Raw genomic sequence first — 25,194 nt, 5'->3', positions numbered from 1 at the left:
GAAAACCAGAGCGTTCAACTGCACTGGATCACAAATTTAATAATCATATTTAGCGTATATGATGCCAATAGTCCAGCGTTGAAGCCTTATTCTGCAAGCTTGCCCCTGATAATAAGAGGGGAATTCAATAACCCTCAATATCTTAGTGATAATAACTATCATTATTTTCTGTCACAGAATGTAATAACACACAAAACAACAGCTGCCCAAACTCTCTTATCTGATATGATGAGTTGCGATTTCGGAAGATATAAAAACCATTAATAACTATCCAATCCAATGTATTTATTGTTACTCAGGTCTCTGACCTGAGAGAGCTAATGTCAATAAAGGTATTGAATCTATGATTACTACCGATGGTAACAGTGCAGTTGCCTCCGTGGCGTATCGTTCCAACGAAGTTATCGCCATTTATCCCATCACTCCCAGCTCAACCATGGCTGAACAGGCTAATGACTGGTCGGAATATGGTACTAAAAACGTTTGGGGCGACGTTCCCCGCGTTATGGAAATGCAATCCGAAGCCGGTGCAATAGCTACCGTTCATGGTTCATTACAAACGGGGGCATTGGCCACTTCATTTACCTCATCGCAGGGATTATTACTGATGATCCCGACCCTGTATAAACTGGCGGGTGAGTTAACCCCATTTGTATTGCATGTTGCCGCCAGAACCGTCGCTACCCATGCCTTGTCTATTTTTGGCGATCATTCTGATGTTATGGCAGTTCGCCAAACCGGCTGTGCAATGTTGTGCGCCAGCTCGGTACAGGAAGCTCAGGACTTTGCCCTGATCTCACAAATGGCGACGTTAAACAGCCGAATTCCGTTTATTCATTTCTTTGACGGATTCCGTACCTCCCACGAAATTAATAAGATTGTTCCCATCAGCGATGACTGCATTCGCCAGCTATTACCGATGGAGATGATTAGTGCCCATCGTAAACGTGCATTAACACCTGACCACCCGGTGATCAGAGGGACATCAGCCAACCCGGATACTTACTTCCAGTGCCGGGAAGCCGCTAATCCCTGGTATGACCAAACTTACCAGCATGTTGCCGATGCAATGCAAGCTTTTGAGCAACAAACCGGTCGTTATTATCAGCCGTTTGAATATTACGGTCACCCACAAGCGGATCGCGTAATTATTCTGATGGGCTCTGCCTGTGGTACAACCGAAGAAACAATCGATACCTTACTAACCCGCGGTGAAAAAGTCGGCATGTTAAAAGTTCGACTGTATCGTCCTTTCTCTGCTCAACACCTACTTGAACAATTACCTCAAAGCGTAAAACGAATTGCCGTTCTCGATAGAACCAAAGAGCCTGGTGCGCTGGCTGAGCCACTCTATCTTGATATTATGGCGGCGCTGGCAGAAGCATTCTCCCGAGGTGAGCGGGATACACTGCCACAGGTTATTGGTGGTCGTTATGGTCTGTCTTCTAAAGAGTTTGCACCAGAATGTGTACTGGCTATCTTCAAAGAATTAACGCTGGAAAAACCGCGTCCGCGCTTTACCGTTGGTATTTTTGATGACATCACTGGCCTGTCATTGCCGTTGGGTGATGACAGCATTCCACAAAAAGCTTCTCTGGAAGCACTGTTCTTTGGACTTGGTAGCGATGGCACCGTTTCTGCTACCAAAAACAACATTAAGATTATCGGTAACGGTACGCCACTTCACGCTCAGGGTTACTTTGTTTATGACTCCAAAAAAGCCGGTGGTTTAACCGTTTCTCATTTGAGGGTAAGTGACTACCCAATACATTCTGCCTATCTTATTTCTCAGGCGGATTTTATTGGTTGTCATCAAAATCAGTTTATTGATAAATACCAAATGGTCGAAAAACTGAAACCCAATGGCACTTTCTTGCTGAATACCCCCTATAGCAAGGATGAGATCTGGCAACGCTTACCACAGGACGTTCAGGCTTTATTGCATCAGCGTAAAGCGCGTCTGTTTATTATCAATGCGGCGAAAATTGCCAGAGAATGCCACCTGGCCAATCGAATCAATACTGTTATGCAGATGGCCTTTTTCCATCTGACCCAAATTATTCCTGGTGATGTTGCACTACAACAGCTACGGGACGCTATTGCTAAAAGCTATAGCGCCAAAGGTCAGGATATTGTCGAGAATAACTGGCAGGCGTTAGACGCCACTATCAGTGCACTGGAAGAAATTCCCCTACAGCCGGTTAATTCACTCAGCCCAATGCGCCCTCCGGTGGTTTCCGACAGCGCCCCGGACTTTGTCAAAACGGTAACCGCCGCGATGTTAGCTGGTCTGGGTGATGCGTTACCGGTATCTGCCTTCCCACCGGACGGTACCTGGCCTTCTGGTACTACTCGTTGGGAAAAACGTAATATTGCAGAAGAGATCCCGATTTGGGAGGCACCGCTATGTACCCAGTGTAACCACTGTGTTGCCGCCTGCCCTCACTCTGCTATTCGGGCTAAAGTGATTTCGCCAGACACGTTTGCAGATGCACCAGACGATCTGCAATCATTAGACGTTAAGTCAAAAGACATGCGCGGACAGAAATATGTTCTGCAAGTTGCACCGGAAGATTGTACCGGTTGTAACCTGTGCGTAGAGGTATGCCCGGCTAAAGATCGCCAGAATCCAGAAATTAAAGCGATTAATATGAAATCTCGCCTGGATAATCTTGAGGTTGAAAAACGTCATTACGATTATTTCCTGCAACTACCGGAAATTGATAAGAGCAAAATTGAGCGAATTGATATTCGAACCTCTCAATTAATTACCCCACTATTCGAATATTCCGGAGCCTGTTCCGGATGTGGTGAAACGCCCTATATTAAGTTGCTAACTCAACTGTATGGCGATCGGCTACTGATTGCCAATGCGACAGGTTGTTCATCCATTTATGGTGGTAACTTGCCAAGTACTCCCTATACCACTAACGCAGATGGTCGCGGGCCGGCATGGGCTAACTCGCTGTTTGAAGATAACGCAGAGTTTGGCCTTGGTTTCCGCCTGACGGTCGACCAGCATCGTGAACGCACCTTACGTCTGATAAATCAGCTGGCATCTCAGTTACCCGCTGAGTTAATTGCTGAACTGCAAGCTTCTGATACCAGCGTAGAGCAGCGCCGTGAACAGATCGTACAGCTACGGACACTGCTGGCAGCGATTGATTCAGCGGAAGCTAAAGAATTAGCCGAATGTGCCGATTATCTGGTAGATAAATCTATCTGGCTGATTGGTGGCGATGGTTGGGCGTACGATATTGGATTTGGTGGTCTCGACCACGTAATGAGCCTGACGGAAAACGTCAATATTCTGGTGCTGGATACCCAATGCTATTCCAATACGGGTGGCCAACAGTCTAAAGCAACACCTATCGGTGCCGTCACTAAATTTGCTGAACGAGGTAAGCGTAAAGGACGTAAAGATCTTGGGGTAAGTATCATGATGTATGGTCATGTGTACGTAGCCCAAATCTCTCTCGGCGCGCAGTTAAACCAAACGGTCAAAGCGATTCAGGAAGCGGAAGCTTATCCGGGTCCGTCATTGATTATTGCTTACAGCCCGTGTGAGGAACATGGTTACGATTTGGCATTTAGTCACGACCAGATGAAGCAATTAACCACTGCTGGCTTCTGGCCACTGTATCGTTTCGATCCTCGTCGTGTTGAAGAGGACAAACCGGGTTTAACCCTTGATTCCCGCCCACCGTCTGATGGTTTAGCTTCGGCTTTGTTAAAAGAGCAGCGTTTCCGCCGTTTGAATACGATGGAACCCAATGTTGCCTCCGCTCTGCACGCTCAGGCTGAAAAAGATGTTCAGAATCGTTATAACTTACTGAGTCTGCTGGCTGGAAAAACGGTAGAGAAAATTGAGTCTGAACCATCATAAATAAACGGAAATAACCGATAATATAAAAAAATAAAGCACCCTAAGCGGGTGCTTTATTTATTCTTAATTAAAGAAATAAACGTTTATTTAAGAATGCCGTCTTATTTTTAATAAAAATAGTACTGACTTAATATTTTAAATCTATCACTCAATAATAATAGTGATAAGAATTAACTTATTCCTTCAGCCGTCTTCAAATAACGCATTACTGTGTTTAAACCAACTTTTAACGTTCTGCTGGTCTGTCGTATACCTGCCCCCTGAGAGGCCATTTCAATAATCTTTTCTTTCATTCCTGGCTGATGCGCTCGGTACAAATAAGACAACTGGAATGTTCTCCTACAGCTATTACAATAGTAACGCGGATAACCACCTCGCCCTTTACCATGTTTTCTGACTGGTTTTGTCTCATTACAATGGCGGCATGCGACTTCAATAGTGACCATTTTCCATCTCCTTTTGGACCCAAAAACATCAAGTAAGTAATCATGGCAGTGATAATTTCAGAATATTATTAACCTTCAGGTTTCTATAACATTCTAATTAGAAATGAATTAAGTGCTTAATAGCAGCCTAACTACCTCAATATTATTCAGAACAACCACGATATTAATTAATCCGCGTAATTCTTATGTTGGTATACCTGTTCGATTCTAATATATATTTCTCAATTACATCACTGGTATAATTGACAGTTCTGCATAAGATAATTTCATAATCGTTTTATAAATTAACTTATTTGAATCGAGTTTTTGGTAATAACTCGAATTAAGACTAACTATTTAGAGTTACTTTATGTTGGTTTTTACCATTATCATCGGTTTTAGCCGCTATCAAAGCGTATTCTTCTACTGACAACACCCGCAATAATCCGTACCATACACCTCCACGATTTCCCGGCAGATTATCTCTGCTAACAGGCAACAATCAGGCAGACAGAGTTACCGCTATGAGCATAACAGCAGCGCTGAATCAGAAAGAGCAATATAACCTAAATAAACTGCATAAACGTTTGCGCCGCAATGTGGGCGAAGCCATCGCAGATTTTTCGATGATTGAAGATGGCGATCGGGTCATGGTTTGTCTCTCCGGCGGAAAAGACAGTTATACCATGCTGGATATTCTGCAAAATTTGCAGCGCAGCGCACCGGTCAATTTCGAGCTGATTGCCGTTAATCTGGACCAGAAACAGCCTGGTTTCCCTGAGCACGTATTGCCAGAGTATTTAAAAACGCTGGGTATTGAGTACAAAATTGTCGAAGAAAATACCTACGGTATTGTAAAAGAGAAAATCCCCGAAGGTAAAACTACCTGCTCCCTTTGCTCTCGTCTGCGTCGCGGTATTCTTTACCGTACGGCGACCGAACTGGGTGTAACTAAAATCGCGCTGGGCCATCATCGCGACGATATTCTGCAAACTCTGTTTTTAAATATGTTCTATGGCGGCAAACTAAAAGGGATGCCACCAAAGCTTATCAGTGATGACGGTAAACATATTGTTATCCGCCCATTGGCTTACTGCCGTGAAAAAGATATTGAACGCTATGCTGAGGCGAAAGCTTTCCCGATCATTCCCTGCAATCTTTGTGGTTCGCAACCTAACCTACAGCGTCAGGTAATTAAAGATATGTTGAGAGACTGGGATCGCCGTTATCCGGGCAGAATTGAAACGATGTTCAGTGCTATGCAGAACGTTGTCCCTTCTCACCTGTGTGACCGTGAACTGTTTGACTTTACGGCTATTCAGCGAGGTATGGAAGTTATTAATGGCGGTGATTTGGCATTTGATCGGGAGGAATTCCCGCTACAGCCCGCTGGTTTTGTGCCGGATGAAAATGAAGATTTGGGGATTGATGTTGTTGAAGTTAAGTAATGGTTTTATCTTCAAATCAGAAAATAACCTCAATTAATAATGAATCAGCCCCAACATCCGTCCAGGGCTGATTCATAAAATATCTACAACCACTTACTCTTCTTAAGCCACCACAGTATCCCTCCGCCAACAACTGCCAGACAGGTACAGAAGATGGCAAAGGCATGCTCTTTGCCGCCACCGGGAATTCCCCCCAGATTTACGCCAAACAGCCCGGTAAGAAAGGTCGCTGGTAAAAACAGCATCGCCATTAGCGACATGGTATAGGTACGACGGTTCATCGCATCAGCCAACTGAGAGTTGATTTCATCAACTACCACCGCAGTACGTGCAATTGTTGCATCCAGATCGTCCAGACCTCGCCCTAATCTATCGGCAATATCCTGCATCCGATGGCGATCTTCATTACTCATCCACGGTAACCGTTCACTGGCCAGCCGGGAAAAAACATCCCGCTGAGGCATCAAGTGACGACGCAATACAATCAACTGCTTACGAATAAGTGCAATAACACCCCGTTCCGGCACTTCTTTATCCAGTAATCCGTCTTCAAGTTCTATAACGCGACCATGGATATCATCAATAAAATCGCTGACCTGATCGGTCAGAAAATCCAAAATTTCCACCAGCCAGCTTCCACTATGAGCGGGGCCGGTTCCTTTTTTTAACTCTTCCACCACTTCATCAACCGCATGAATAGGACGATGGCGACTGGAAATAATTAAACTATCGGTAATAAATACTCTTAGCGTCACCAACGGATCGGGAACCGATTCACTGTTCAGATTAATGCTGCGAAGAATAATTAATGTTCCGTCCCCCTGACGGGCAACGCGTGGACGACAGCTTTCTCCGGACAGAGCCTCTTTAAAACTCTCTGGCAATAGTGGCGTTTCATTTAACCAGTTAAGGCTTTCTGGCTGTTCATAATCTATATGTATCCAACAAGGCTCTGCCGCAGTTGCTTCCGTTTTATCCGTAACCGGCAATATACCGCCCTTACCGTTTAACTGATAAGCGTGGATCTCCTGCGGAACCTCTAATTGATTACCGCTTACCCTATTCACATCAACCACCTATTTAAAATAACCAGCGACTCTCTTGTTATGAAGAGCGCGGTTTACTAACGTAATTTCTTATCCAGAACTGCCGTAGTTAGTCGGGAGATACAACAAAGCCTGTTGGCTTCATCATAAATTTTAATCTCCCATACCTGATGGCTGCGGCCTAAATGAATAGCTGTACATACCCCCCGAACCGTTCCCTGTTTAGCTGCCCGAATGTGGTTCGCATTAATATCAATGCCGACTACCTGCGCTTCTCCCTCTGTGCACAGATAACCAGCGACGGAACCAATAGTTTCTGCCAGCACCACCGAGGCACCACCATGCAACAGACCAAAAGGCTGAACGGTACGATGATCAACCGGCATCGTCGCTTCCAGGCTGTCTTCTGTTTGTGACGTGTAAACAATACCCACATGCTCGATCATGGTTCCTTTCGACATCTGGTTCAGTTCTGCCAGTGTCTTATGACGTTTCCACATAGATTACTTACCTTGTTAATTGTTCATCACACCAGCTCAAGCAAAGCCTGAAGCGGGTGTTTTAAGACTACGTGACTAAAACGTTTAACCTGACTACGACATGAATACCCCGTAGCCAGACAACGACTGGCATCTTTACCTTCTAACGCTTTTTGCCAGGATAACGCATAAATACCAGCGGAATTATTCAAATTATCCGCTTCATGACCATAGGTTCCCGCCATCCCACAACAGCCAAGGCTAACGTTATTTAATTTAGCACCAAAGTGACTAAACAGGTTTTGCCACTGTTTGCCACTGGCGGGTAGAGCCGTACTCTCAGTACAGTGGCTAAACAGATACCAGGGAGCCTGTTCTACCTCTTTCATTGGGAATCTTGCCAGGTTATCACTCAGCCATTCATGTACCAGTTGTACTTTAAAATCACCCCGTTTCTCACCTAAAATCTGGCTATACTCATCGCGATAGCACAGAACCAGTGCCGGATCGACGCCCACCATCGGTATGCCTAATTTAGCAACCCGATTTAGCATATCCGCCGTACGCTGGGCAGTTTTGGCAAACTGTCGCAAAAAGCCTTTAATGTGTTGCGCTTTACCATTGGGACTAAACGGCAGCAGCACAGGTTTTAGTCCAAGCTTCTCTATCAGGTGAATAAAATCCGCCACCACTTTGGCATCGTAATAGCTGGTAAAGGGATCCTGAACCACTAATACGTATTGTTGTTTGCTCTGGCCATCGATTCTTTCCAATTGCTCCAGCGTCATGGTGCAGGCCTGATGCCCCTGTAGTTGCTGTTTCAGCGTTGGAGAAGAAAGCAACGGCAAATTCACCATGCCAATACTTTTTGCCCCCAACGACTGAACCCAGGACTGACGAATAAAGAAGTTAAACACTTGCGGCGCTTTTGCCATCACTGGGGCATAGTTTTCTACTGATGCGACAATATAGTCCCGGGCCGGACGGAAATAGCGCGTATGATACAGCTGAAGGAAACGGGAGCGAAATGCCGGAACATCAATCTTTATCGGACATTGAGTGGAGCATGCCTTACAGGCCAGACAACCCGCCATAGACTGCTTAACTTCATGGGAGAAATCATATTCCCCCTGACGTTGGCGCAGACTATTTTTGGTCTTATCCAGCAAACTGCGCCAGCTTAAGCGTTGTTCACCCAGTTGCTTTTCAAGAGCCAGAGGATCAACACCCTCTTCTGCCAGTAATCTTAGCCACTCCCGCACCAGTGTTGCCCGGCCTTTTGGTGAATGTACTCGATTGGCGCTGACCTTCATTGAAGGGCACATTGGGCTGTTAGCATCAAAGTTGAAACACAGGCCGTTACCGTTACATTCCATTGCACCTTTAAAGGAGGTTCTAACTGCCAGCGGGATACGGCGGTCAAAAGTGCCACGTTTTACTGCATCCACTTTATAAAGGGCATCATCTCGCCCGATTGGCGCACAAATCTTACCCGGATTCAGTCGATTGTCCGGATCAAACACCGCCTTAATTCGACGCAATTCGTCATACAGTTCAGGGCCAAAAAAATCAGGACTGTATTCCGCCCGAAATCCTTTACCATGCTCCCCCCATAACAAACCACCGTATTTGGCCGTCAGGGCAACAATTTGGTCTGAGAGCTGTTTCATTAGCAGCTCTTGTTGTGGATCACACATATCTAACGCAGGTCTGACATGCAATACACCCGCATCCACGTGACCAAACATACCGTAAGCCAGATTATGACTATCCAGTAACGCACGAAACTCTGAAATATAGTCGGCCAGATGTTGTGGGGGTACACAGGTATCTTCAGCAAACGGAATAGGTTTAGCTAAACCTTTAGCATTACCCAACAGACCCACCGCTTTTTTACGCATCGCATAAATGCGTTCAATATCGGCTAAATCACTGCATAACTGATAGCCAATTACGCCAGCTTCGCCCTTTTCCATCAGCTGATCCAACCGGGAACAAAGAAACTCAGCCTGACGACTAATCAGTTCAGGATCCTGGCCGGCAAACTCAACGATATTTAGCCCCTGCATATCTTTACCCGGTACATCGGTAATCAGATTTTTCACTGACTCCCAGACAATATCTTCACGGGCCAGATTAAAAACCTTAGAGTCTACCGTTTCTACCGATAGCGCATTGGCCTCAACCATTAGCGGCGCATTTCTTAACGCCGAGTCAAAGCTATCGTACTTAATATTGACCAGTCGACGCAGTGCCGGTAACGGTGTGATATTCAGTCTGGCTTCGGTAATAAATGCCAACGAGCCTTCAGAGCCAGTCAAAATGCGCGAAAGGTCAAATGTTTCCAGGTCATCACTAAAAACATGTCTGAGGTCATAACCGGTGAGAAAACGGTTCAGTTTAGGAAATTTGTCGATAATAAGCTGGCGCTGCTGACGGCATCGTTCCAGTACCGTATGGTAAACCTGTCCCGCGGCCGTTTGTTGTGAGGCTAACTGCTCAGCCAGCGCTACTGGCATGGCATGAGTATCCAACAATTCCCCGTTAAGCAAAACGCTTCTTAGCCCCAGAACATGGTCAGAGGTTTTTCCATACACCAAAGAGCCCTGACCGGACGCATCGGTATTGATCATTCCCCCCAGCGTTGCCCGGTTACTGGTTGACAGTTCTGGCGAGAAAAAATAGCCATGGGGCTTCAGATATTGATTCAGTTGATCTTTAACTACACCGGCTTCAACACGAACCCATCCTTGTTCTAAATTCAGCTCAAGAATACGATTCATGTAACGCGACATATCAACCACAACACCATCATTGAGTGACTGCCCATTCGTACCCGTACCGCCTCCCCTTGGAGTAAATTTAACGGTTGAAAAATCAGACTGCTGCCCGATTCGGGCAATCAACACAACATCTGCGGTAGATCGTGGAAACACAATGGCCTGTGGCAACATCTGATAGATGCTGTTATCCGTTGACATGCTAAGGCGATCCGCATATTGAGTTGCGATATCACCACTGAAACCTGCCTGTTTTAAGGCGTCTAGATACTCCTGAACCGGTGACTCAACACCAGGTGCTTGCTTTAGCTGTGGAATCATTGCCATTAGTCTCTTTGCGTTATTTTTTATTTTATTATGTTGTAAACATTACCCAATCCAGCGAACTAAACTAGCATACTGTTTTATCGTTTGCGTAGCCCATCCATTAAATTTATCGCAACTCTTAGCACCTTCTCTCAAGGCAAATGAGAGACTCTCTGTTCATTAACATGCTATTGCTGGCATTTTCGCTTAAATGATAGTTATCAGTTTATTAATTAAAATAGCGTAACCGTCAGCTATACCCGATACTATAGCTTAGTTATTAACAACTCTATTTCATGATGAGTACATCCATGACGCAACCGAAAAAACGTTTTGACCTTGCACGTCTGATGTTTGGAATACTGTTTATTCTTGTAATGATCGTTGTCTGCCTTTGGGTCGTTCGGCCTTTTATCTTAGGCTTTGCCTGGGCTGGCATGGTGGTTATTGCAACCTGGCCATTGTTGTTAAGGGTACAAAAATACACCGGTGGGCGGCGAACTCCGGCCGTGATCTTCATGACGCTGTTATTGGTGGTGGTGTTTGTTCTGCCTTTTGGTCTGGTGATTAATAGTATTGTAGACAATAGTGGTCAGTTAGTTGATTGGGTCGGAAAACCAGAAAACTGGCATATTCCTAAACTCGCCTGGCTAAATGATATTCCGGGCGTTGGTCGACGCCTGTACCGCAACTGGCAATCAATGACCACCGATGGTGGTAAAGCATTGGTTGCCAGCATTCAGCCATATGCAGGTGCGGCTACAACCTGGTTTGTTTCTCAGGTAGCCCACGTTGGCGGTTTTATGTTGCATGGTACGCTGATGGTGGTCTTCAGTGCCCTTCTTTATGCTAAAGGGGAAGCTGTGGCCAAAGGTATCCGTCACTTTGCATTACGTTTAGCCGAGAAGCGTGGTGAAGCAGCAGTTATTCTTGGTGCTCAGGCCATTCGCGCCGTTGCGCTGGGAGTGGTGGTTACGGCCCTGACTCAAGCCCTGTTGGGGGGTATCGGCTTAGCCATATCCGGGATTCCTTATGCCACTTTATTAACCGTGTTGATGTTTATTTGTTGTCTTGCACAGATCGGGCCATCGTTAATTCTGTTCCCGGCGGTGTTCTGGCTTTACTGGAGCGGAGATAACACCTGGGGTACGGTGCTGTTAGTGTGGAGCTGTATTGTGGTTTCCATGGATAACTTCCTGCGTCCTGCATTGATTCGCTTAGGGGCGGATTTACCGCTGTTGTTGATTCTCTCCGGGGTTATCGGAGGATTACTGGCCTTTGGTATGATTGGCTTGTTTATTGGTCCGGTGGTGCTGGCGGTATCGTATCGTTTAATTTCTGCCTGGATTGATGAAGTTCCTGAGCCGACGGATGAGTTGCCGGATTTGGAACGGGATCTGAATATTTGATTTGTTTTGATTAGGGATTAAGTATTGAGAATATTCCGGCCGTAAAGACGATATTGCGCATATCACTTTTGTGCTCGGCCGGAAGACCATCAGTATTCGGCTTTGGTGAATATCAAACCATTTGACTCCTCTGGTTATTCCAGCCGTAAAAGCAATATTATGTATATCGCCTTTGTGCTCGGCCGGAAGACCAACTGTATTCAGCTTTGGACTACGTCGGGCTTAGCCCGACGATTGTCTTCGTTAACAAAGTTCACAAGCTAAACAACTAACTACGTTATTACACGATCAAACCGTTTCTGCGCTTTCTTCTGCCAGTGCCATCCAGGTTTTAATCACGGTGTCCGGGTTTAGGGAAAGGCTGTCGATGCCTTGTTCCATTAACCATGCGGCGAAATCTTCGTGGTCTGATGGGCCCTGACCACAAATCCCGACGTATTTGCCCTTTTTCTTGGCGGCTTTTATCGCCATAGAGAGTAAGGCTTTTACTGCATCGTTACGTTCGTCAAACAGCTCGGAAACCACACCAGAGTCACGATCCAGACCCAGAGCTAGCTGTGTCATATCGTTAGAACCGATAGAGAAGCCGTCAAAATGTTCCAGGAACTCTTCGGCTAATAATGCGTTAGACGGTATTTCACACATCATTATCACTTTCAGCCCGTCCTGACCGCGTTTCAGTCCTTCATGTGCCAGACGATCAATAACCGCCTTAGCCTGATCGACGGTGCGTACAAATGGGATCATAATTTCAACGTTAGTCAGACCCATTTGGTTACGAACCCGTTTAACCGCTTCACACTCCAACGCAAAACAGGCTTTAAAGTCTTCGGAGACATAACGACCTGCACCACGGAATCCCAGCATTGGGTTCTCTTCATGAGGTTCGTAACGGCTTCCACCAACCAGGTTGGCGTATTCGTTAGATTTAAAGTCGGACAGGCGAACGATCACCCTCTTCGGCCAGAATGCAGCGGCTAGCGTTGCAATACCTTCTGACAGGCGGCCAATATAGAATTCAACCGGATCGTCATAACCAACCATCAGTTCGCGGATCTCTTGCTGAACCGACTCTTCCTGCTGGTCAAACTCCAGTAAGGCTCTTGGGTGCACACCAATCATGCGGTTGATGATGAATTCCAGACGCGCCAGGCCAACCCCTTCATTCGGCAAACGCGCGAAGTCAAAGGCACGATCCGGGTTACCGATGTTCATCATGATTTTTACCGGAATCTCTGGCAGTTGGTTCAACTGAGAACTTTGAACCTTAAAGTCCAGAATATCCTGATAGATAAATCCGGTATCGCCTTCGGCGCAGGATACGGTAACTTTCTGCCCTTCATGTAACAATTCGGTGGCGTTACCACAACCTACCACCGCAGGAATACCCAGTTCGCGGGCGATAATTGCCGCATGACAGGTTCTTCCGCCACGGTTAGTCACGATAGCCGCCGCGCGCTTCATGATCGGTTCCCAATCCGGATCGGTCATATCGGTTACCAGTACGTCACCCGGCAGAATACGATCCATCTGGCTTAAATCGGTAATCACTTTTACCGGCCCCGCACCTATACGGTTACCAATGGCGCGCCCTTCCGCCAGAATTTCACCACGCTTATGCAGCTGGTAACGTTCCATCACTTGTTCATTCTCATTAGAGCGAACCGTTTCCGGACGAGCCTGTACGATGTACAGTTTTCCGGTATGACCATCTTTTGCCCATTCAATATCCATTGGGCGGCCATAATGCTTTTCAATCAGCAGGGCCTGATGAGCCAATTCCTGAATCTCCTCGTCCCGCAGACTGTACTGTACGCGATCCGCTTCAGGTACATCTTCAATACAAACCTGCTTGCCATGTTCCTGACTATCGGAATAAACCATACGAATCTTTTTCGAGCCAATAGTACGGCGGACGATAGCCGGTCTGTCATTCAGCAGAGTTGGTTTATGCACATAGAATTCATCCGGGTTAACCGCACCCTGAACCACCATTTCACCTAAACCATAAGCCGAGGTGATAAAGACCACCTGATCAAAGCCCGATTCAGTATCAATGGTAAACATGACTCCGGCAGAGGCTAAGTCAGAACGCACCATGCGCTGAACCCCGGCTGAGAGCGCCACACCTCGGTGGTCATAGCCCTGATGTACACGGTAAGAAATCGCACGGTCGTTAAACAGCGAAGCAAATACATGCTTAATCGCTACCATTACCGCATCAATACCCTGCACGTTAAGGAAAGTTTCTTGCTGGCCGGCAAACGACGCGTCAGGCATGTCTTCGGCGGTGGCGGAAGAACGAACCGCAAATGAAGCACCAACATTACCTTCTGACAGCGTTTGATAAGCCTGGTGAATCGCTTGTTCCAGCTCTGGCTGGAATGGCGTATCGATGATCCAGCCACGAATTTGTGCTCCGGCATCCGCCAGGGCTTTTACGTCATCCACATCAATTTGGTCGAGCAGTTGATAAATGCGCTGATTTACGCCACTTTGCTCAAGAAAATCATTAAACGCCTGAGCAGTAGTAGCAAAACCATTAGGAACCGATACGCCCAGTTCGCTCAGATTAGTGATCATTTCCCCTAAGGAGGCATTTTTACCCCCAACACGATCAACATCATGCATTCCCAGTTGGTTGTACCAAACAACGTTATGTTGATTACTATTGATATCAGGCATCAGAGATGTTCCATTATTGAGTCAATAAAACGGATTAAATAGCAAAACAGGTTTTATACCGGACAGGTCAAAAATCCAGATACATAAGAAAGCTTACACAGCAATGAACAACTTATGAAATGGTTAATCGTTTCCGCATTTAAACTGAGTTTTCTTAGACTTATAAATACTGTACCTTGTTCGTAATCGCGCTTTTTATGCGCATATTCAACAACGGTTTTGGAACAATTTTGTTCATATCGATAGTGTGATTTTAAGAAAGAGTTATCTCATAATTAAAATCAGCAACAGGAGAACGCCATGGAGCGTACGGTTTTCTATATTTCTGACGGCACGGCAATTACCGCCGAGGTATTAGGGCATGCGGTGTTATCTCAATTTCCCATTAGTCTGAATCAATACACTATCCCTTTTGTGGAGAATGAAGCCAAAGCCCATGAGGTTCGCCAGCAAATTGATGATCTGTACCAGAAAACCCAGCAGAAGCCACTGGTGTTTTACTCGATAGTTTCACCTGAAATTCGGGCAGTTATTGAGGCGAGTCAGGGCTATTGTCAGAATATTGTTCATACACTGGTTGCCCCTTTACAGCAGGAGTTAGGCATTGCGCCACTGCCCTCCGCACACCGTACCCACGGATTAACTGCCAACAATCTGGTGAAATATGACGCCCGTATCGCCGCTATTGATTATACTTTGGCGCATGATGATGGTATTTCACTACGAAATCTGGAAGAGGCTCAGGTGATTTTGTTAGGTGTTTCCCGCTGCGGTAAAACCCCTACCAGCCTCTATTTAGCCATGCAGTTTGGTATTCGCGCCGCTAACTATCCGTTTACTGCCGATGATATGGATAATATTCAGCTTCCCGCCGCACTTAAACCGTTCCAACATAAGCTGTTTGGCCTTTCTATCGACCCGGAACGGCTATCCGCTATTCGTCAGGAGCGCAGAGAAAACAGTCGTTACGCATCATTACGCCAGTGCCGTATGGAGATTGCAGAAGTTGAAGCGTTATACCGCAAAAACAACATCCGCTTTCTTAACAGCACCAACTATTCTGTAGAAGAGATCTCGACCAAACTGTTGGATATTTTAGGTATGAGCCGCAGAATGTATTAAATGTTTTATCGGGGAAGGCTTAAATCTTCCCCAATTTTGTCTCCGTAGCGCCATCACCTCACCGCCAAACTTTGCCATTAAGCTGACTTTCTCGCTTCACCATCAATATTTAACAAATGGCAACGAATTAATTTAATCAACTATTTGCAACCCTTGCTGTTTCCGTTATTGTGATATGCATCACTTCCCGGTATCTCACCGACGAGAAGATAAGATTTAGAGAAAGACAATTCATGAATAAAACTGATGAGCTCCGCACCTCGTTGATTGACAGCCTGGTGACCCCTGAGCGACTGGCACAGCTGTTTCCAATTACTGAAGATATCAGCACTAATATTACCCGGTCGCGTCAGCGTATTGAAAAAATTATTCACGGTGAAGACCGTCGATTGCTGGTTATTGTTGGCCCCTGTTCCATTCACGATGTTGATGCCGCAATGGATTATGCCGAACGGTTAAACGTTTTACGCGACCGTTATCAGGATCGTCTGGAAATCGTGATGCGCACTTACTTTGAAAAGCCGCGTACCGTGGTGGGTTGGAAAGGTATGATTTCCGATCCCAATCTGGATTGTTCTTATCAGGTTAATCAGGGATTACAACAGGCTCGTGAACTTTTACTAAAAATCAATCGATTGGGTATGCCTACCGCCACTGAATTTTTAGATATGGTGATCGGACAGTATATTGCCGACCTGATTAGCTGGGGTGCTATTGGTGCCCGTACTACCGAAAGCCAAATCCATCGAGAGATGGCATCGGCACTCTCTTGCCCGGTTGGCTTTAAAAACGGTACTGATGGCAGTACTAAAATTGCTATTGATGCGATTCGTGCCGCACGTTCCAGTCATATGTTCCTGTCACCGGATAAATCAGGCCAGATGAGTATTTATCGCACCAGCGGTAACCCTTACGCCCATATTATTCTGCGCGGCGGTAAGACGCCAAACTACCATGCCGCGGATATCGCAGGCGCCTGTGACAATTTGCGTCAGTTCGACCTGCCGGAGCATTTGGTGGTGGACTTTAGTCACGGTAACTGTGAGAAGTTGCATCGCCGTCAGTTAGACGTGTGCGAGAATATTTGTGAGCAGATAAAAGCCGGTTCTATGGCGGTTGCCGGTGTGATGGCAGAAAGCTTTTTAATCGAAGGGACTCAGAAGCTTCAGGCCGGACAACCTCTTACTTATGGGCAGTCGATTACCGATCCTTGTTTGAGTTGGGGAGATACGGAGAAGATGCTGGAGAGTTTGGCTGCGGCGGTGGAATCGCGGTTTAGTTAAGTCTTTTTGTTTAACGATTTTTGAATCAGCTTTTGTGAATATTCCGGCCGTAGTTATGTAGTACTTATATTCCCTATGTGCCCGGCCGGAAGACCATCTGTACTTAAGCTTGGAGTGCGTGGGGCTGGTCAGTCCAGGGCAGTTATGAAACACCTTGCAGTGTTTCGTCCTTCGGGCCAGCGCAAGCGCTGTTCAAACAGGCTTTGCCTGTTTGTCCGGTAGCTAAAGCTGCTACGATCCCAACGGCAGTCTCTCCCTCCGATTAACTTTGCTAACCGCACATCCTTAGTTTTTAACAATTTCCGGAAAACCATCAATCACTATTGTTGTTATCTGACAATCTCCGCGATCCAGTTGCCCAGTTCGGTGAGTTCTTTTTCCTGTTCGGGGAACTGTTTTATCAGATCGACGCATTGTTGTTTTAATGCGTCGCTGTGGTAGATGGAACCCTGTAGGTTTTCTGCCAGTGTTTCCAGTGGTGCCGGAGTCAGGCTATCGGTAAATATTTGGGTTCGGGTGATGTGGCCTTTTTCTACATCAAAATGCAGTTCCACACCACCCCAGACAAAGCGTTGATCCAGTAAGTGGGTGAATGCCGGAGCCTGACCAAAGTTCCACTCCCAACTGCTCTGACGAGCAAAGGTATCCACAAAGTTGGGTAAATCCGGTAATGCATCCGGAGAGATATGCTCAGCAACCACCTGCTCACCATAATGTTCAAAGAATGATTTAGTGACAGCGTCACAGATTTGCTGATGGGTAATGGTTGGCAAAAGCTGTTTCAGGTTAGTTACCCGCCCTCTGACGGAGGTGATACCTTTAGCCTGTAGCTTCTTAATATCCGGATTAAGGTAGTTTGCCAGTCGGGTTAAATCCGCATCCAGCAGTAAGGTGCCATGGTGGAATCCCCGATCCATGGTTTCCCGATAGGCCGATCCGGAGACTTTGCGTTCACCTTCTGCGGTATTCACTACCAGATCGTTACGTCCGGAGGCAGTAGCTTCAATACCCAGAGAATTTAAGGCGTTGACCACAATAGCGGTAGAAATGGTTTTGTCATATTCAGGTTTTCCCGCCATAAAAGTAAAGCAGGTATTACCTAAATCATGAAATACCGCGCCGCCGCCGCTGCTACGACGAGCCAGCTTAACGTTATCTTCCTCCATACGGCGAGTGTTGCACTCTTTCCACGGATTTTGCGCTCGTCCGATAACCACCGTATCCGCATTACGCCATAAAAACAGCACTCGCTGTGTGGCAGGCATTTGGCGAAAAATACACTCTTCTACTGCCAGATTAAACCAGGGATCATAGGAATCAGAGATAAGCAGACGCAAAGAAGACATAAACATTATCCATCCGGTAATAAGATAATTAATCTTAACATGGATAACGTTATTTCGTGCGATTAAGCGGGAATTTTCCCGCTTAATCATCAGGCTAGCTATTCGCTTATGGCAAAAACTCGTAGCCGGTGGCCATCTGGATCTTCCGCGGTGAAGGTATAACCAAAGTCCATCATTTGAGGCGTTTGCAGGATAGATACCCCCTTTTGTTTCCACTGTTGATAATAGTCGTCAACCACCTGGTTAGAGGCAACGGCGAAACCTAATTCTCCACTGGCAGTAATTTCACCGGCTTTAGGCTCTACCGTATGTTTAGACCATAACCCCAGCAGCACCCCTGAAGAAAAACGGAACATGGCAAACGTAGGTGAAGCTTCCACAGCCGGTTGACTCAACAGGTTCTGATAGAAATCTTTGCTGGCTGTTGGATTATCCACATAAAAGACAAACATATTGGCATCTAACATTTTACTCTCCTTAAGATAAATGAAATCAATGCTGCCCTGCTTTAGTTCAGCGGTGATGCATACATCCTAAGGAGAAACAGTGACAGTTTATGTCAGTAGTGTTTATTGGCGGGAAATATTGTTTTGACGATACCACTCGTTTAATAACGTTTGACGACGTCGGGGGTATTTATTGCCAGTGGTTTGCAGGTTTGTAATGCGATCCAGTCGAAAATTACGTATCTCTTTTCTTAATTCACACCAGGCTACCAACAGGCGGATTTGATCGAAAAAACCAATGGCAAAAGGCCAAATGGTACGCTCGGTTTGTCGCCCATTCTGGTCACCGTAGTGAATGACCAGTTTATGTTCTGCTTCAATCGCCTGACGAATATCCAATACTAACGGCTGACAAAGTAACGATGAATCTGTCGGCCCGACCAATAAGGGAGACTCATCCAGCCGATAACGTAACGCCGGGGTAACGATGGCGGATATTTTGGCTAATGCCTGTCTGGCGGAACCCGCCAGTTCACTATCCGTTCGTTCTGACACCCAACGTGCACCCAGTACCAGCGCTTCAATCTCTTCAGCAGTGAACATTAGCGGCGGTAAAACAAAACCTTCACGCAATACATAGCCAAGCCCCGTCTCTCCTTCGATTTGCGCACCCTGAGCCTGCAGGCTGCGAATATCACGATACAGAGTACGTAAGCTGATATTAAGTTGAGAGGCCAGATCGGCACCGCTGACGGGATAACGATGATTACGAAGAAGTTGCAGCAGTTGAAGCAGGCGTTCTGAACGAGACAAAATAACCTCTTCTCTCTTACTGCAACATAGTAATAAATGGACGCTGATGCATCACAGACGGCGAGATTGCCAGTAGGCATTCTTCCAGTATGGGCTGTCCAGTGAAGACGTCATCACCCCTTTACTGGTGGATGCATGTAAAAATGCGCCATCGGCATCATAGATACCAACATGCAGCCCGTTTTCACCCCTGCCGGTTTTAAAGAATACCAAATCGCCAGGCATCAGCTCATCGCGAGAGACTTTAGAACCGACCTCAGCCTGTAGTTTTGTGGTGCGGGGAAGATTGATATTAAACCGATCGTGGAAGGTTTTGTATACAAAACCGGAGCAATCCACGCCGCTGCGGGACAAGCCGCCATAACGATAAGGCGCACCCCGCCATTCACGATGTTGCTCTTTAAGCTGCGCTAATACGAAAATAGGATCGGAAAGTTTTCCGCTCGGCGGCGGTGTATTACTGGAACAACCTGCCAGTACCAGTAAAACCAGAAGCAATAGATATCGTAAATGCATCGGTCTCTCTTCTCCACGCTTTATGCACATAACTTTTTCATAATTAGCTTAAAAAACGAGAAAAGACAAGGTTTCAGTGCAGTTTAGTCCATTTAACTGGCATCTTTTGCCAATTAATCGTTTTTGCTGCTGTTTTTGAGTGGTGAAATAGTGCCATCACTACCCCGGCATTAAGCTAATCAATATCAGTTTAAACTCACTTTTTGGCTAAGTGATTATCAGCAGAAACAATCTCACTTCATTTTTATCTTTTTTGTTACTCAATGAGCATGATACAAAGGAAGCATATAATTTTGTTGTTCCTCATTATTCAGTAAGGTGCCCAATATGATAGATCTGCGAAGTGATACCGTAACCAAGCCCGGAAAAGCCATGCGACAAGCGATGGCAGATGCTGCTGTTGGTGATGATGTGTATGGTGATGACCCCAGTGTCAATCAGCTGGAACACGAAGCCGCAGCACTATCCGGGAAAGAGGCAGCATTATTTTTGCCAACCGGTACTCAGGCTAATCTGGTCGCCCTGCTAACTCATTGCCAACGTGGTGAGGAATATATCGTTGGACAAAAAGCCCATAACTATATGTTTGAAGCCGGTGGTGCTGCCGTATTAGGCAGCATCCAGCCTCAACCTATTGATGCCGCAGAAGATGGCACCTTACCGTTAGACGTCGTCGCCAGCGTCATTAAACCTGATGACATTCATTTTGCCCGTACCAGGCTACTGTGCCTTGAAAATACCCATAATGGTAAAGTGCTGCCGCTGGACTATCTCCATCAGGCATGGGCATTTACCCGCAAAAAGAAATTAGCTCTGCACGTGGATGGTGCTCGTATTTTTAACGCCTCAGTGGCCATGCGAGTTCCTTTAACCACCCTAACCCAATATTGCGATACGCTGACTATTTGCCTGTCAAAAGGCCTTGGCGCACCGGTAGGTTCACTGCTGTGTGGCAGCACCGAATATATTAAACAGGCCCGACGTTGGAGAAAAATGGTCGGTGGCGGTATGCGTCAGGCTGGAATACTGGCTCAGGCGGCTCTGTATGCCCTGCACCATAACGTAGAGAGACTGCGCGAAGACCACGACAACGCACAATGGTTGGCAGAACAGCTGGCCGCGTTAGGCGTGGAAGTAGTTTCTCCCGGTGCGCAAACCAATATGCTATTCCTGCGCCTGCCGGCTAACGAAGTCAGTCAGCTTGGCCCGTGGATGAAACAGCGCGGTATCTTAATCAATGCCGGCCCAATCACCCGTCTGGTCACCCATCTGGATGTCTCACGGGAAGATCTGAAGCGGGTGGTAGATTTATGGCGGGAATTTAAGGGAAGAATCGCTACTCCGGGCAGCGGAGATAGTGGCGCACGGGGAATTTATGGGTGATGGGTGTTGAGGTTTGAGTTGAAACCGCCTTCGGGGAGGCGGTTTTGGTCATGTTAAACAGACAGACTCTCACCGCACCGTCAATCGTCTCAATATCGCCCTGCCTTCCGGCATAAAATAAGTACCGAAGCGCACCAGCCCTATCTCTTTTAAATGGCAGGTTAAGGTGTAACTAAGGATCATATCTTTTCCTCCCGGCTCCAGCGTTAGCTCTACGGCGTACAGGCGGGGTTCATACATCAGTAAGGTATGCTGAATGGCGCGCATCAGGCTGTGGGCGGATGAGGGTAATTCCTGATAAATCAGGCTGAGATCCGGTAAACCGTAATCCGGCAGGTACTTAATTGCACCGGCCCGGCTATTAAGGATGCGTTGAATATTGTCCATCACGCTGAGTATGGTTTGAGTCTGTTCATTCACCTCATCTACCGCAATACCCGATTTAAAATTTCCCATCAGGGATTCATACAGTGACGGTCCCATAAAGACTCCTTGTTATTTGACCGGAACTAAACCAATTTCCGCGTAGTTAGCCACCAGCAGGCGTGGTTTATCCGCATCCAAATCATTACGTTCAATCAGCACTCGCCAGCTGTTGTCATCCAGATTTGGGGTACGAAACAAGGCGACCACACCAACAAAAGAGGCTTCTTTATGCATTGGGGAATCCAGCGTAATGGCAGAAGACGGATTCAATACCACCTCATCCCGGGAGATAAAGTCAGCCCCCAGCACCTTTTCATCATTCTCCAGCAGATCCTGATAGCTGGCTTGCTCGAAGTTTTCTTTTTTACCCAACTGATAGGTACGGATCACCAGCGAAGCAGGAACGCCGCCGTCGCCGGGGTTAAGCTGCGCTCTGGCAGCAAAATCCAGATGCAGCACTTTAATGTCTTTGATAAAAATCGCTTTGGCAACGCTGACCGTTCCATCCGTTGCGGTTTGCATCAGCCCACATCCCGTCAACAGGCTACCCAGTAACATCGTGCCGACAGCGAGTCCTGTTACTGACTTATTATTCTTGTGCTGTTTCATCGTCATTCCTCTATTGCTGTCCGGCGGCTAAACCCACATAGCGCCCCAAATTGACCGTTATTGCCTGATGTTGTTTATCCCGTTGTTTTATGCCCAGCACCGCCGTGAGCCCTAAACGCACCCGTGACTCTCCCAATTGTGCTTTCGGTAACAGTGAACGTTTCACTTTCATGTTCATACAGGCATCAAAGCGATAGCCCAGATAGGCGCGCAGCAGCGCCATTAAATCGGTATGAATGGATTCGCCGGGCAACAGCCCTTCTACCTGATGAATATCGACGGGGGTGATGGTGACGTGCACCGCACTGTTGCTCTCTTTGAAACGTCGGCCTAAAACCGCCGAACGTTGCAGGCTAATGGGTTCATCCCGTTGTAATCTGGCGGGAGACTCAAGGTTGATCCATTGAGGATAAAACTCCCGCACCTCAACCTCTGCGCCGGGCAACAGCAGATTCACTACACAACGTAAACCATCACCGGTACGGGTACGTTGGGTAATCAGCCCCATCAACGCCAGAAAGCGCGACGGCGGAGCGGCTATCTGCTCGCTGGAACCTTCAATACCAAACCCCGCCAGCCCCAGCAAACACTGAGAGACCAAATCGGTACCGCCGGAACGAAATCCCGCCGGATAGTAGTATTTCAGCCAGATGCGGTAATATTGGGTCATCACTCGATGGTTGAAAATATCGAGAAATCCTTCCAGCGATTCATGCCCTTCCTGCCGTTGAACAATGTCATCCAGCCAGGCGTAGGGCAGCACCGCATCAACACCATACAGTCCCAGAAAAGTAGTACGCACCGTCGGTGGACGCTCGGGATACTCCCGATCCCACTCCACCCGCTTCATTTCACTGGCGGGAAAGCCCATCTCCGGCACGGGTCGAAAGCGAATCGGATCGGTGGCAGGCGTTTCCGTTTTGCCCAACGGCGGTAAATCCGGATGCTGCTGTTCAATATACTGACAGAACTTATAAAAATTCATTCGCGGCACTTGCCGGAATAGTCCTTCCATCAAAGGGGAGAACGTGCTGTCTTGCTGTCGGTCCATTTTAAACGTTTCCCTGTAGGTAAAAGCACTAACGTCAGACGGGTAAAGAGATTCAGGTCGGCATACAGTGCAAAGAACTGATGCAGCAGCTCACCGAACAGTGCCACATCCCCTTCGCCGGAGAACTGATGGGTATTCAGCGTGATTTCAATCTCTACTCCGCGTTCCAGCATCCCCTTCGTCATGCGCTGTACCGGTTTGTGTTTTACATCCACAATCCCTTCCAGACGGCGACGATTGAGTTCATTGTCCGTCCAGTCGTACAGTGCCAGCGTGCCGCGCAACACCTCGGCATTCATTAATGACAGATAGTTAGGTGCTAAATGGGATAACACCCGCCAGTGAAAACGGTCATTGACCGGCGGGTAACACGGCAATGTAGGCGCACACAGATTGCGTACCGCCATCACACCATTCTGGCTATGGGTAATTTGATTGATAGATGCGTTACGCAGTGCCTTACGGGGTAACATACCGTTAGTGCCGGTAATGCGCAGGGAGAGCGTTTCATCATAAACTTCTTCGGCTCGTTCCCACACCTGCCCGCCAAGAATCAGCCAGGTATCATGCAGTCCGGAAGCTCCGCGCCGCACTCGCGTATGGTAATAACGTTCCGGAGCATCATGGCGCAACATCCCGCCGCGATGGCGGAAGCTGGTAAAGGGAACATAACTGGCACGACCGTGGCGGCTGATAGACTGAACCGCATCTACTGCGTAGATCTCAATATGTCCATCCTGCTGAAGCAGCGGGCGCAACAGATATTCGCTATCCAGTTGATTAACTCTGACTGGATCGGCTTCCATCGGAAACAGATTAATCACCGGTGAACAGTGCAGACGAATATTTTCTGCATTAAAAGGCAGATCGTCAGCCCAGATTTCGTTCAGAACCAGCTCCAGTTCAAAGGCATTACAATTTGCCGGCATCTGCGCCAAATCGAGCCCCTGTAAATCAACAAACATAAACTTTTCGCGGAAAGTGAAATACTCCAGCAGCAGTTGATAACCACCGAAGGCGTTATCCGGCTTTAACCATAACCGCTCATCGGGAGAAAAACCCGCCGGAATTATGCGACCGTTAAACGGCTGCAATACACCATCCTGATAGCCGGGATAGCGAATTTTCATAGCGCCCACCTGATACACCATGGCGCGGTACAGGGCTGAAGCCACTGGCGTATCGGCATTGATATACAGCCGCAGAGTAGACAGATCCATCTGTTTTCTGTCTGCCATTTCACCAAAATCAAAACGCAGATGGATAACCGATCGTCCATCCTGATGGCTGCGAATTCCCGCACGGGTAATCTTGATGGGCTGAATTTCAACCCGCTGGGTAGTCTGGTATTTACAGCGGGTTCTTGATGGCCCCACCGGCGCGGTTTGCACCCCAAAACCCGGCTCGACGATCTCTTTTCGTGCCAGTACGTTGTAGTCCGGCAATAACTCAACTATCGATAGCGAAGGAATAATCCGCAAATAATGCGGCCACAGCAGGCTAACGACCCCTTCGGTAAGTTCTGGCAGATCATCATCCAGCTTCTGGCGTAATCTCCCCATCAAAAAGGCAAAGCCTTCAAACAGCCGTTCTACGTAAGGGTCTCTGTCACCCACTCGGTCAAGGTTCAACAGGCCAGCCCTGTCCGGGTGCACCTGTGCAAACTCTTTACCTGCTTCACGCAGATAACGCATTTCCGCTTCGTAATAGCGTTTAATCAAATCATCCATTGGAA

19 protein-coding genes are annotated in these 25,194 nt (G+C 47.1%); 6 read left to right on the top strand and 13 right to left on the bottom strand.

The genetic code is table 11. The annotated features are described in order from the left end of the window. The first annotated feature begins 343 nt into the window (after nucleotides 1–343). Complete coding sequence (gene nifJ / locus I2494_RS00565) at nucleotides 344–3,886, top strand: pyruvate:ferredoxin (flavodoxin) oxidoreductase (RefSeq protein WP_218465889.1); 3,543 nt, start codon at nucleotides 344–346, stop codon at nucleotides 3,884–3,886. 170 nt (nucleotides 3,887–4,056) lie between these two features. Here the strand turns inward: nifJ and I2494_RS00560 are convergent, their stop codons facing one another. After that, nucleotides 4,057–4,332, bottom strand: a complete 276-nt coding sequence (locus tag I2494_RS00560; RefSeq protein ID WP_130591195.1) for an IS1 family transposase — start codon at nucleotides 4,330–4,332, stop codon at nucleotides 4,057–4,059. Nucleotides 4,333–4,835: 503 nt separating this feature from the next. Between I2494_RS00560 and ttcA the strand changes: the two genes are divergently transcribed. After that, nucleotides 4,836–5,759, top strand: coding sequence for a tRNA 2-thiocytidine(32) synthetase TtcA (gene ttcA, locus I2494_RS00555; RefSeq protein ID WP_218465890.1), 924 nt, complete (start codon nucleotides 4,836–4,838; stop codon nucleotides 5,757–5,759). Nucleotides 5,760–5,842: 83 nt separating this feature from the next. Here the strand turns inward: ttcA and zntB are convergent, their stop codons facing one another. Genes zntB through ydiJ form a run of 3 tightly spaced genes read right to left on the bottom strand, consistent with a single transcriptional unit; the run spans nucleotide 5,843 to nucleotide 10,385 of the window. Continuing rightward, nucleotides 5,843–6,826, bottom strand: coding sequence for a zinc transporter ZntB (gene zntB / locus I2494_RS00550; protein ID WP_218465891.1), 984 nt, complete (start codon nucleotides 6,824–6,826; stop codon nucleotides 5,843–5,845). A gap of 56 nt (nucleotides 6,827–6,882) precedes the next feature. Further along, nucleotides 6,883–7,305 (bottom strand): hotdog fold thioesterase, encoded by a 423-nt coding sequence (locus I2494_RS00545; RefSeq protein ID WP_218465892.1) that lies wholly within the window; start codon nucleotides 7,303–7,305, stop codon nucleotides 6,883–6,885. 26 nt (nucleotides 7,306–7,331) lie between these two features. Then, nucleotides 7,332–10,385, bottom strand: a complete 3,054-nt coding sequence (gene ydiJ, locus I2494_RS00540; protein ID WP_218466041.1) for a D-2-hydroxyglutarate dehydrogenase YdiJ — start codon at nucleotides 10,383–10,385, stop codon at nucleotides 7,332–7,334. Between the two features lie 296 nt (nucleotides 10,386–10,681). On the opposite strand from ydiJ, the gene ydiK reads away from it, so the two are divergent. Next, nucleotides 10,682–11,779 (top strand): AI-2E family transporter YdiK, encoded by a 1,098-nt coding sequence (gene ydiK, locus I2494_RS00535; RefSeq protein ID WP_218465893.1) that lies wholly within the window; start codon nucleotides 10,682–10,684, stop codon nucleotides 11,777–11,779. Nucleotides 11,780–12,067: 288 nt separating this feature from the next. Here the strand turns inward: ydiK and ppsA are convergent, their stop codons facing one another. Further along, nucleotides 12,068–14,464 carry a phosphoenolpyruvate synthase gene (gene ppsA / locus I2494_RS00530; RefSeq protein WP_267081164.1) on the bottom strand — a complete coding sequence of 799 codons (2,397 nt, stop codon included), beginning with the start codon at nucleotides 14,462–14,464 and terminating at the stop codon, nucleotides 12,068–12,070. A gap of 300 nt (nucleotides 14,465–14,764) precedes the next feature. On the opposite strand from ppsA, the gene ppsR reads away from it, so the two are divergent. Further along, nucleotides 14,765–15,586: a posphoenolpyruvate synthetase regulatory kinase/phosphorylase PpsR gene (gene ppsR, locus I2494_RS00525; RefSeq protein ID WP_218465894.1), complete on the top strand. Its 822-nt coding sequence runs from the start codon at nucleotides 14,765–14,767 to the stop codon at nucleotides 15,584–15,586. Between the two features lie 233 nt (nucleotides 15,587–15,819). Continuing rightward, nucleotides 15,820–16,869, top strand: a complete 1,050-nt coding sequence (locus I2494_RS00520) for a 3-deoxy-7-phosphoheptulonate synthase (protein ID WP_218465895.1) — start codon at nucleotides 15,820–15,822, stop codon at nucleotides 16,867–16,869. A gap of 329 nt (nucleotides 16,870–17,198) precedes the next feature. On the opposite strand, the gene lplA is transcribed toward I2494_RS00520, so the two are convergent. The 4 genes from lplA to I2494_RS00500 form a co-directional block, all read right to left on the bottom strand. Further along, the gene (gene lplA, locus I2494_RS00515; protein ID WP_218465896.1) at nucleotides 17,199–18,215 is read right to left on the bottom strand and encodes a lipoate--protein ligase LplA; all 1,017 of its coding nucleotides are present in this window, start codon (nucleotides 18,213–18,215) and stop codon (nucleotides 17,199–17,201) included. A gap of 98 nt (nucleotides 18,216–18,313) precedes the next feature. Next, nucleotides 18,314–18,682: a VOC family protein gene (locus I2494_RS00510; RefSeq protein WP_218465897.1), complete on the bottom strand. Its 369-nt coding sequence runs from the start codon at nucleotides 18,680–18,682 to the stop codon at nucleotides 18,314–18,316. Between the two features lie 102 nt (nucleotides 18,683–18,784). Next, nucleotides 18,785–19,474, bottom strand: a complete 690-nt coding sequence (locus I2494_RS00505; RefSeq protein ID WP_218465898.1) for a helix-turn-helix transcriptional regulator — start codon at nucleotides 19,472–19,474, stop codon at nucleotides 18,785–18,787. Between the two features lie 51 nt (nucleotides 19,475–19,525). Beyond that, complete coding sequence (locus I2494_RS00500) at nucleotides 19,526–19,990, bottom strand: C40 family peptidase (RefSeq protein ID WP_130591186.1); 465 nt, start codon at nucleotides 19,988–19,990, stop codon at nucleotides 19,526–19,528. Between the two features lie 327 nt (nucleotides 19,991–20,317). Here I2494_RS00500 and ltaE point away from each other — a divergent pair, with 327 nt between their 5' ends. Then, entirely contained in the window at nucleotides 20,318–21,373 is a 1,056-nt protein-coding gene (ltaE, locus tag I2494_RS00495) for a low-specificity L-threonine aldolase (RefSeq protein ID WP_218465899.1), read from the top strand. Between the two features lie 69 nt (nucleotides 21,374–21,442). Here the strand turns inward: ltaE and tssE are convergent, their stop codons facing one another. From tssE to tssF, 4 genes are read right to left on the bottom strand one after another with little or no spacing between them, the layout of a single operon-like run. Beyond that, nucleotides 21,443–21,856: a type VI secretion system baseplate subunit TssE gene (gene tssE, locus I2494_RS00490; protein ID WP_218465900.1), complete on the bottom strand. Its 414-nt coding sequence runs from the start codon at nucleotides 21,854–21,856 to the stop codon at nucleotides 21,443–21,445. A 12-nt stretch (nucleotides 21,857–21,868) separates the two neighbouring features. After that, the gene (gene tssJ, locus I2494_RS00485; protein ID WP_218465901.1) at nucleotides 21,869–22,408 is read right to left on the bottom strand and encodes a type VI secretion system lipoprotein TssJ; all 540 of its coding nucleotides are present in this window, start codon (nucleotides 22,406–22,408) and stop codon (nucleotides 21,869–21,871) included. 10 nt (nucleotides 22,409–22,418) lie between these two features. Next, nucleotides 22,419–23,459: a type VI secretion system baseplate subunit TssG gene (gene tssG, locus I2494_RS00480; RefSeq protein WP_218465902.1), complete on the bottom strand. Its 1,041-nt coding sequence runs from the start codon at nucleotides 23,457–23,459 to the stop codon at nucleotides 22,419–22,421. Beyond that, nucleotides 23,423–25,189, bottom strand: a complete 1,767-nt coding sequence (tssF, locus tag I2494_RS00475; RefSeq protein ID WP_218465903.1) for a type VI secretion system baseplate subunit TssF — start codon at nucleotides 25,187–25,189, stop codon at nucleotides 23,423–23,425. Before tssF ends, tssG begins: the two co-directional genes overlap by 37 nt. Nucleotides 25,190–25,194 lie beyond the last annotated feature (5 nt).

The sequence above is a fragment of the Limnobaculum allomyrinae genome (assembly GCF_016649425.1).
GTDB classification, from domain to species: domain Bacteria; phylum Pseudomonadota; class Gammaproteobacteria; order Enterobacterales; family Enterobacteriaceae; genus Limnobaculum; species Limnobaculum allomyrinae.
This window is presented reverse-complemented; position numbering and strand designations above follow the sequence as displayed.

What these genes read in the sequence shown, in the direction of transcription:
- ydiK (WP_218465893.1), top strand. Translation starts at nt 10,682, where the DNA reads ATGACGCAACCGAAAAAACGTTTTGACCTTGCACGTCTGATGTTTGGA.
- tssF (WP_218465903.1), bottom strand. Translation starts at nt 25,189, where the DNA reads ATGGATGATTTGATTAAACGCTATTACGAAGCGGAAATGCGTTATCTG.
- I2494_RS00510 (WP_218465897.1), bottom strand. Translation starts at nt 18,682, where the DNA reads ATGTTAGATGCCAATATGTTTGTCTTTTATGTGGATAATCCAACAGCC.
- I2494_RS00500 (WP_130591186.1), bottom strand. Translation starts at nt 19,990, where the DNA reads ATGCATTTACGATATCTATTGCTTCTGGTTTTACTGGTACTGGCAGGT.
- ppsA (WP_267081164.1), bottom strand. Translation starts at nt 14,464, where the DNA reads ATGCCTGATATCAATAGTAATCAACATAACGTTGTTTGGTACAACCAA.
- tssG (WP_218465902.1), bottom strand. Translation starts at nt 23,459, where the DNA reads ATGGACCGACAGCAAGACAGCACGTTCTCCCCTTTGATGGAAGGACTA.
- tssE (WP_218465900.1), bottom strand. Translation starts at nt 21,856, where the DNA reads ATGGGACCGTCACTGTATGAATCCCTGATGGGAAATTTTAAATCGGGT.
- ppsR (WP_218465894.1), top strand. Translation starts at nt 14,765, where the DNA reads ATGGAGCGTACGGTTTTCTATATTTCTGACGGCACGGCAATTACCGCC.
- I2494_RS00545 (WP_218465892.1), bottom strand. Translation starts at nt 7,305, where the DNA reads ATGTGGAAACGTCATAAGACACTGGCAGAACTGAACCAGATGTCGAAA.
- ydiJ (WP_218466041.1), bottom strand. Translation starts at nt 10,385, where the DNA reads ATGATTCCACAGCTAAAGCAAGCACCTGGTGTTGAGTCACCGGTTCAG.
- tssJ (WP_218465901.1), bottom strand. Translation starts at nt 22,408, where the DNA reads ATGAAACAGCACAAGAATAATAAGTCAGTAACAGGACTCGCTGTCGGC.
- lplA (WP_218465896.1), bottom strand. Translation starts at nt 18,215, where the DNA reads ATGTCTTCTTTGCGTCTGCTTATCTCTGATTCCTATGATCCCTGGTTT.
- nifJ (WP_218465889.1), top strand. Translation starts at nt 344, where the DNA reads ATGATTACTACCGATGGTAACAGTGCAGTTGCCTCCGTGGCGTATCGT.
- I2494_RS00520 (WP_218465895.1), top strand. Translation starts at nt 15,820, where the DNA reads ATGAATAAAACTGATGAGCTCCGCACCTCGTTGATTGACAGCCTGGTG.
- ltaE (WP_218465899.1), top strand. Translation starts at nt 20,318, where the DNA reads ATGATAGATCTGCGAAGTGATACCGTAACCAAGCCCGGAAAAGCCATG.
- ttcA (WP_218465890.1), top strand. Translation starts at nt 4,836, where the DNA reads ATGAGCATAACAGCAGCGCTGAATCAGAAAGAGCAATATAACCTAAAT.
- I2494_RS00560 (WP_130591195.1), bottom strand. Translation starts at nt 4,332, where the DNA reads ATGGTCACTATTGAAGTCGCATGCCGCCATTGTAATGAGACAAAACCA.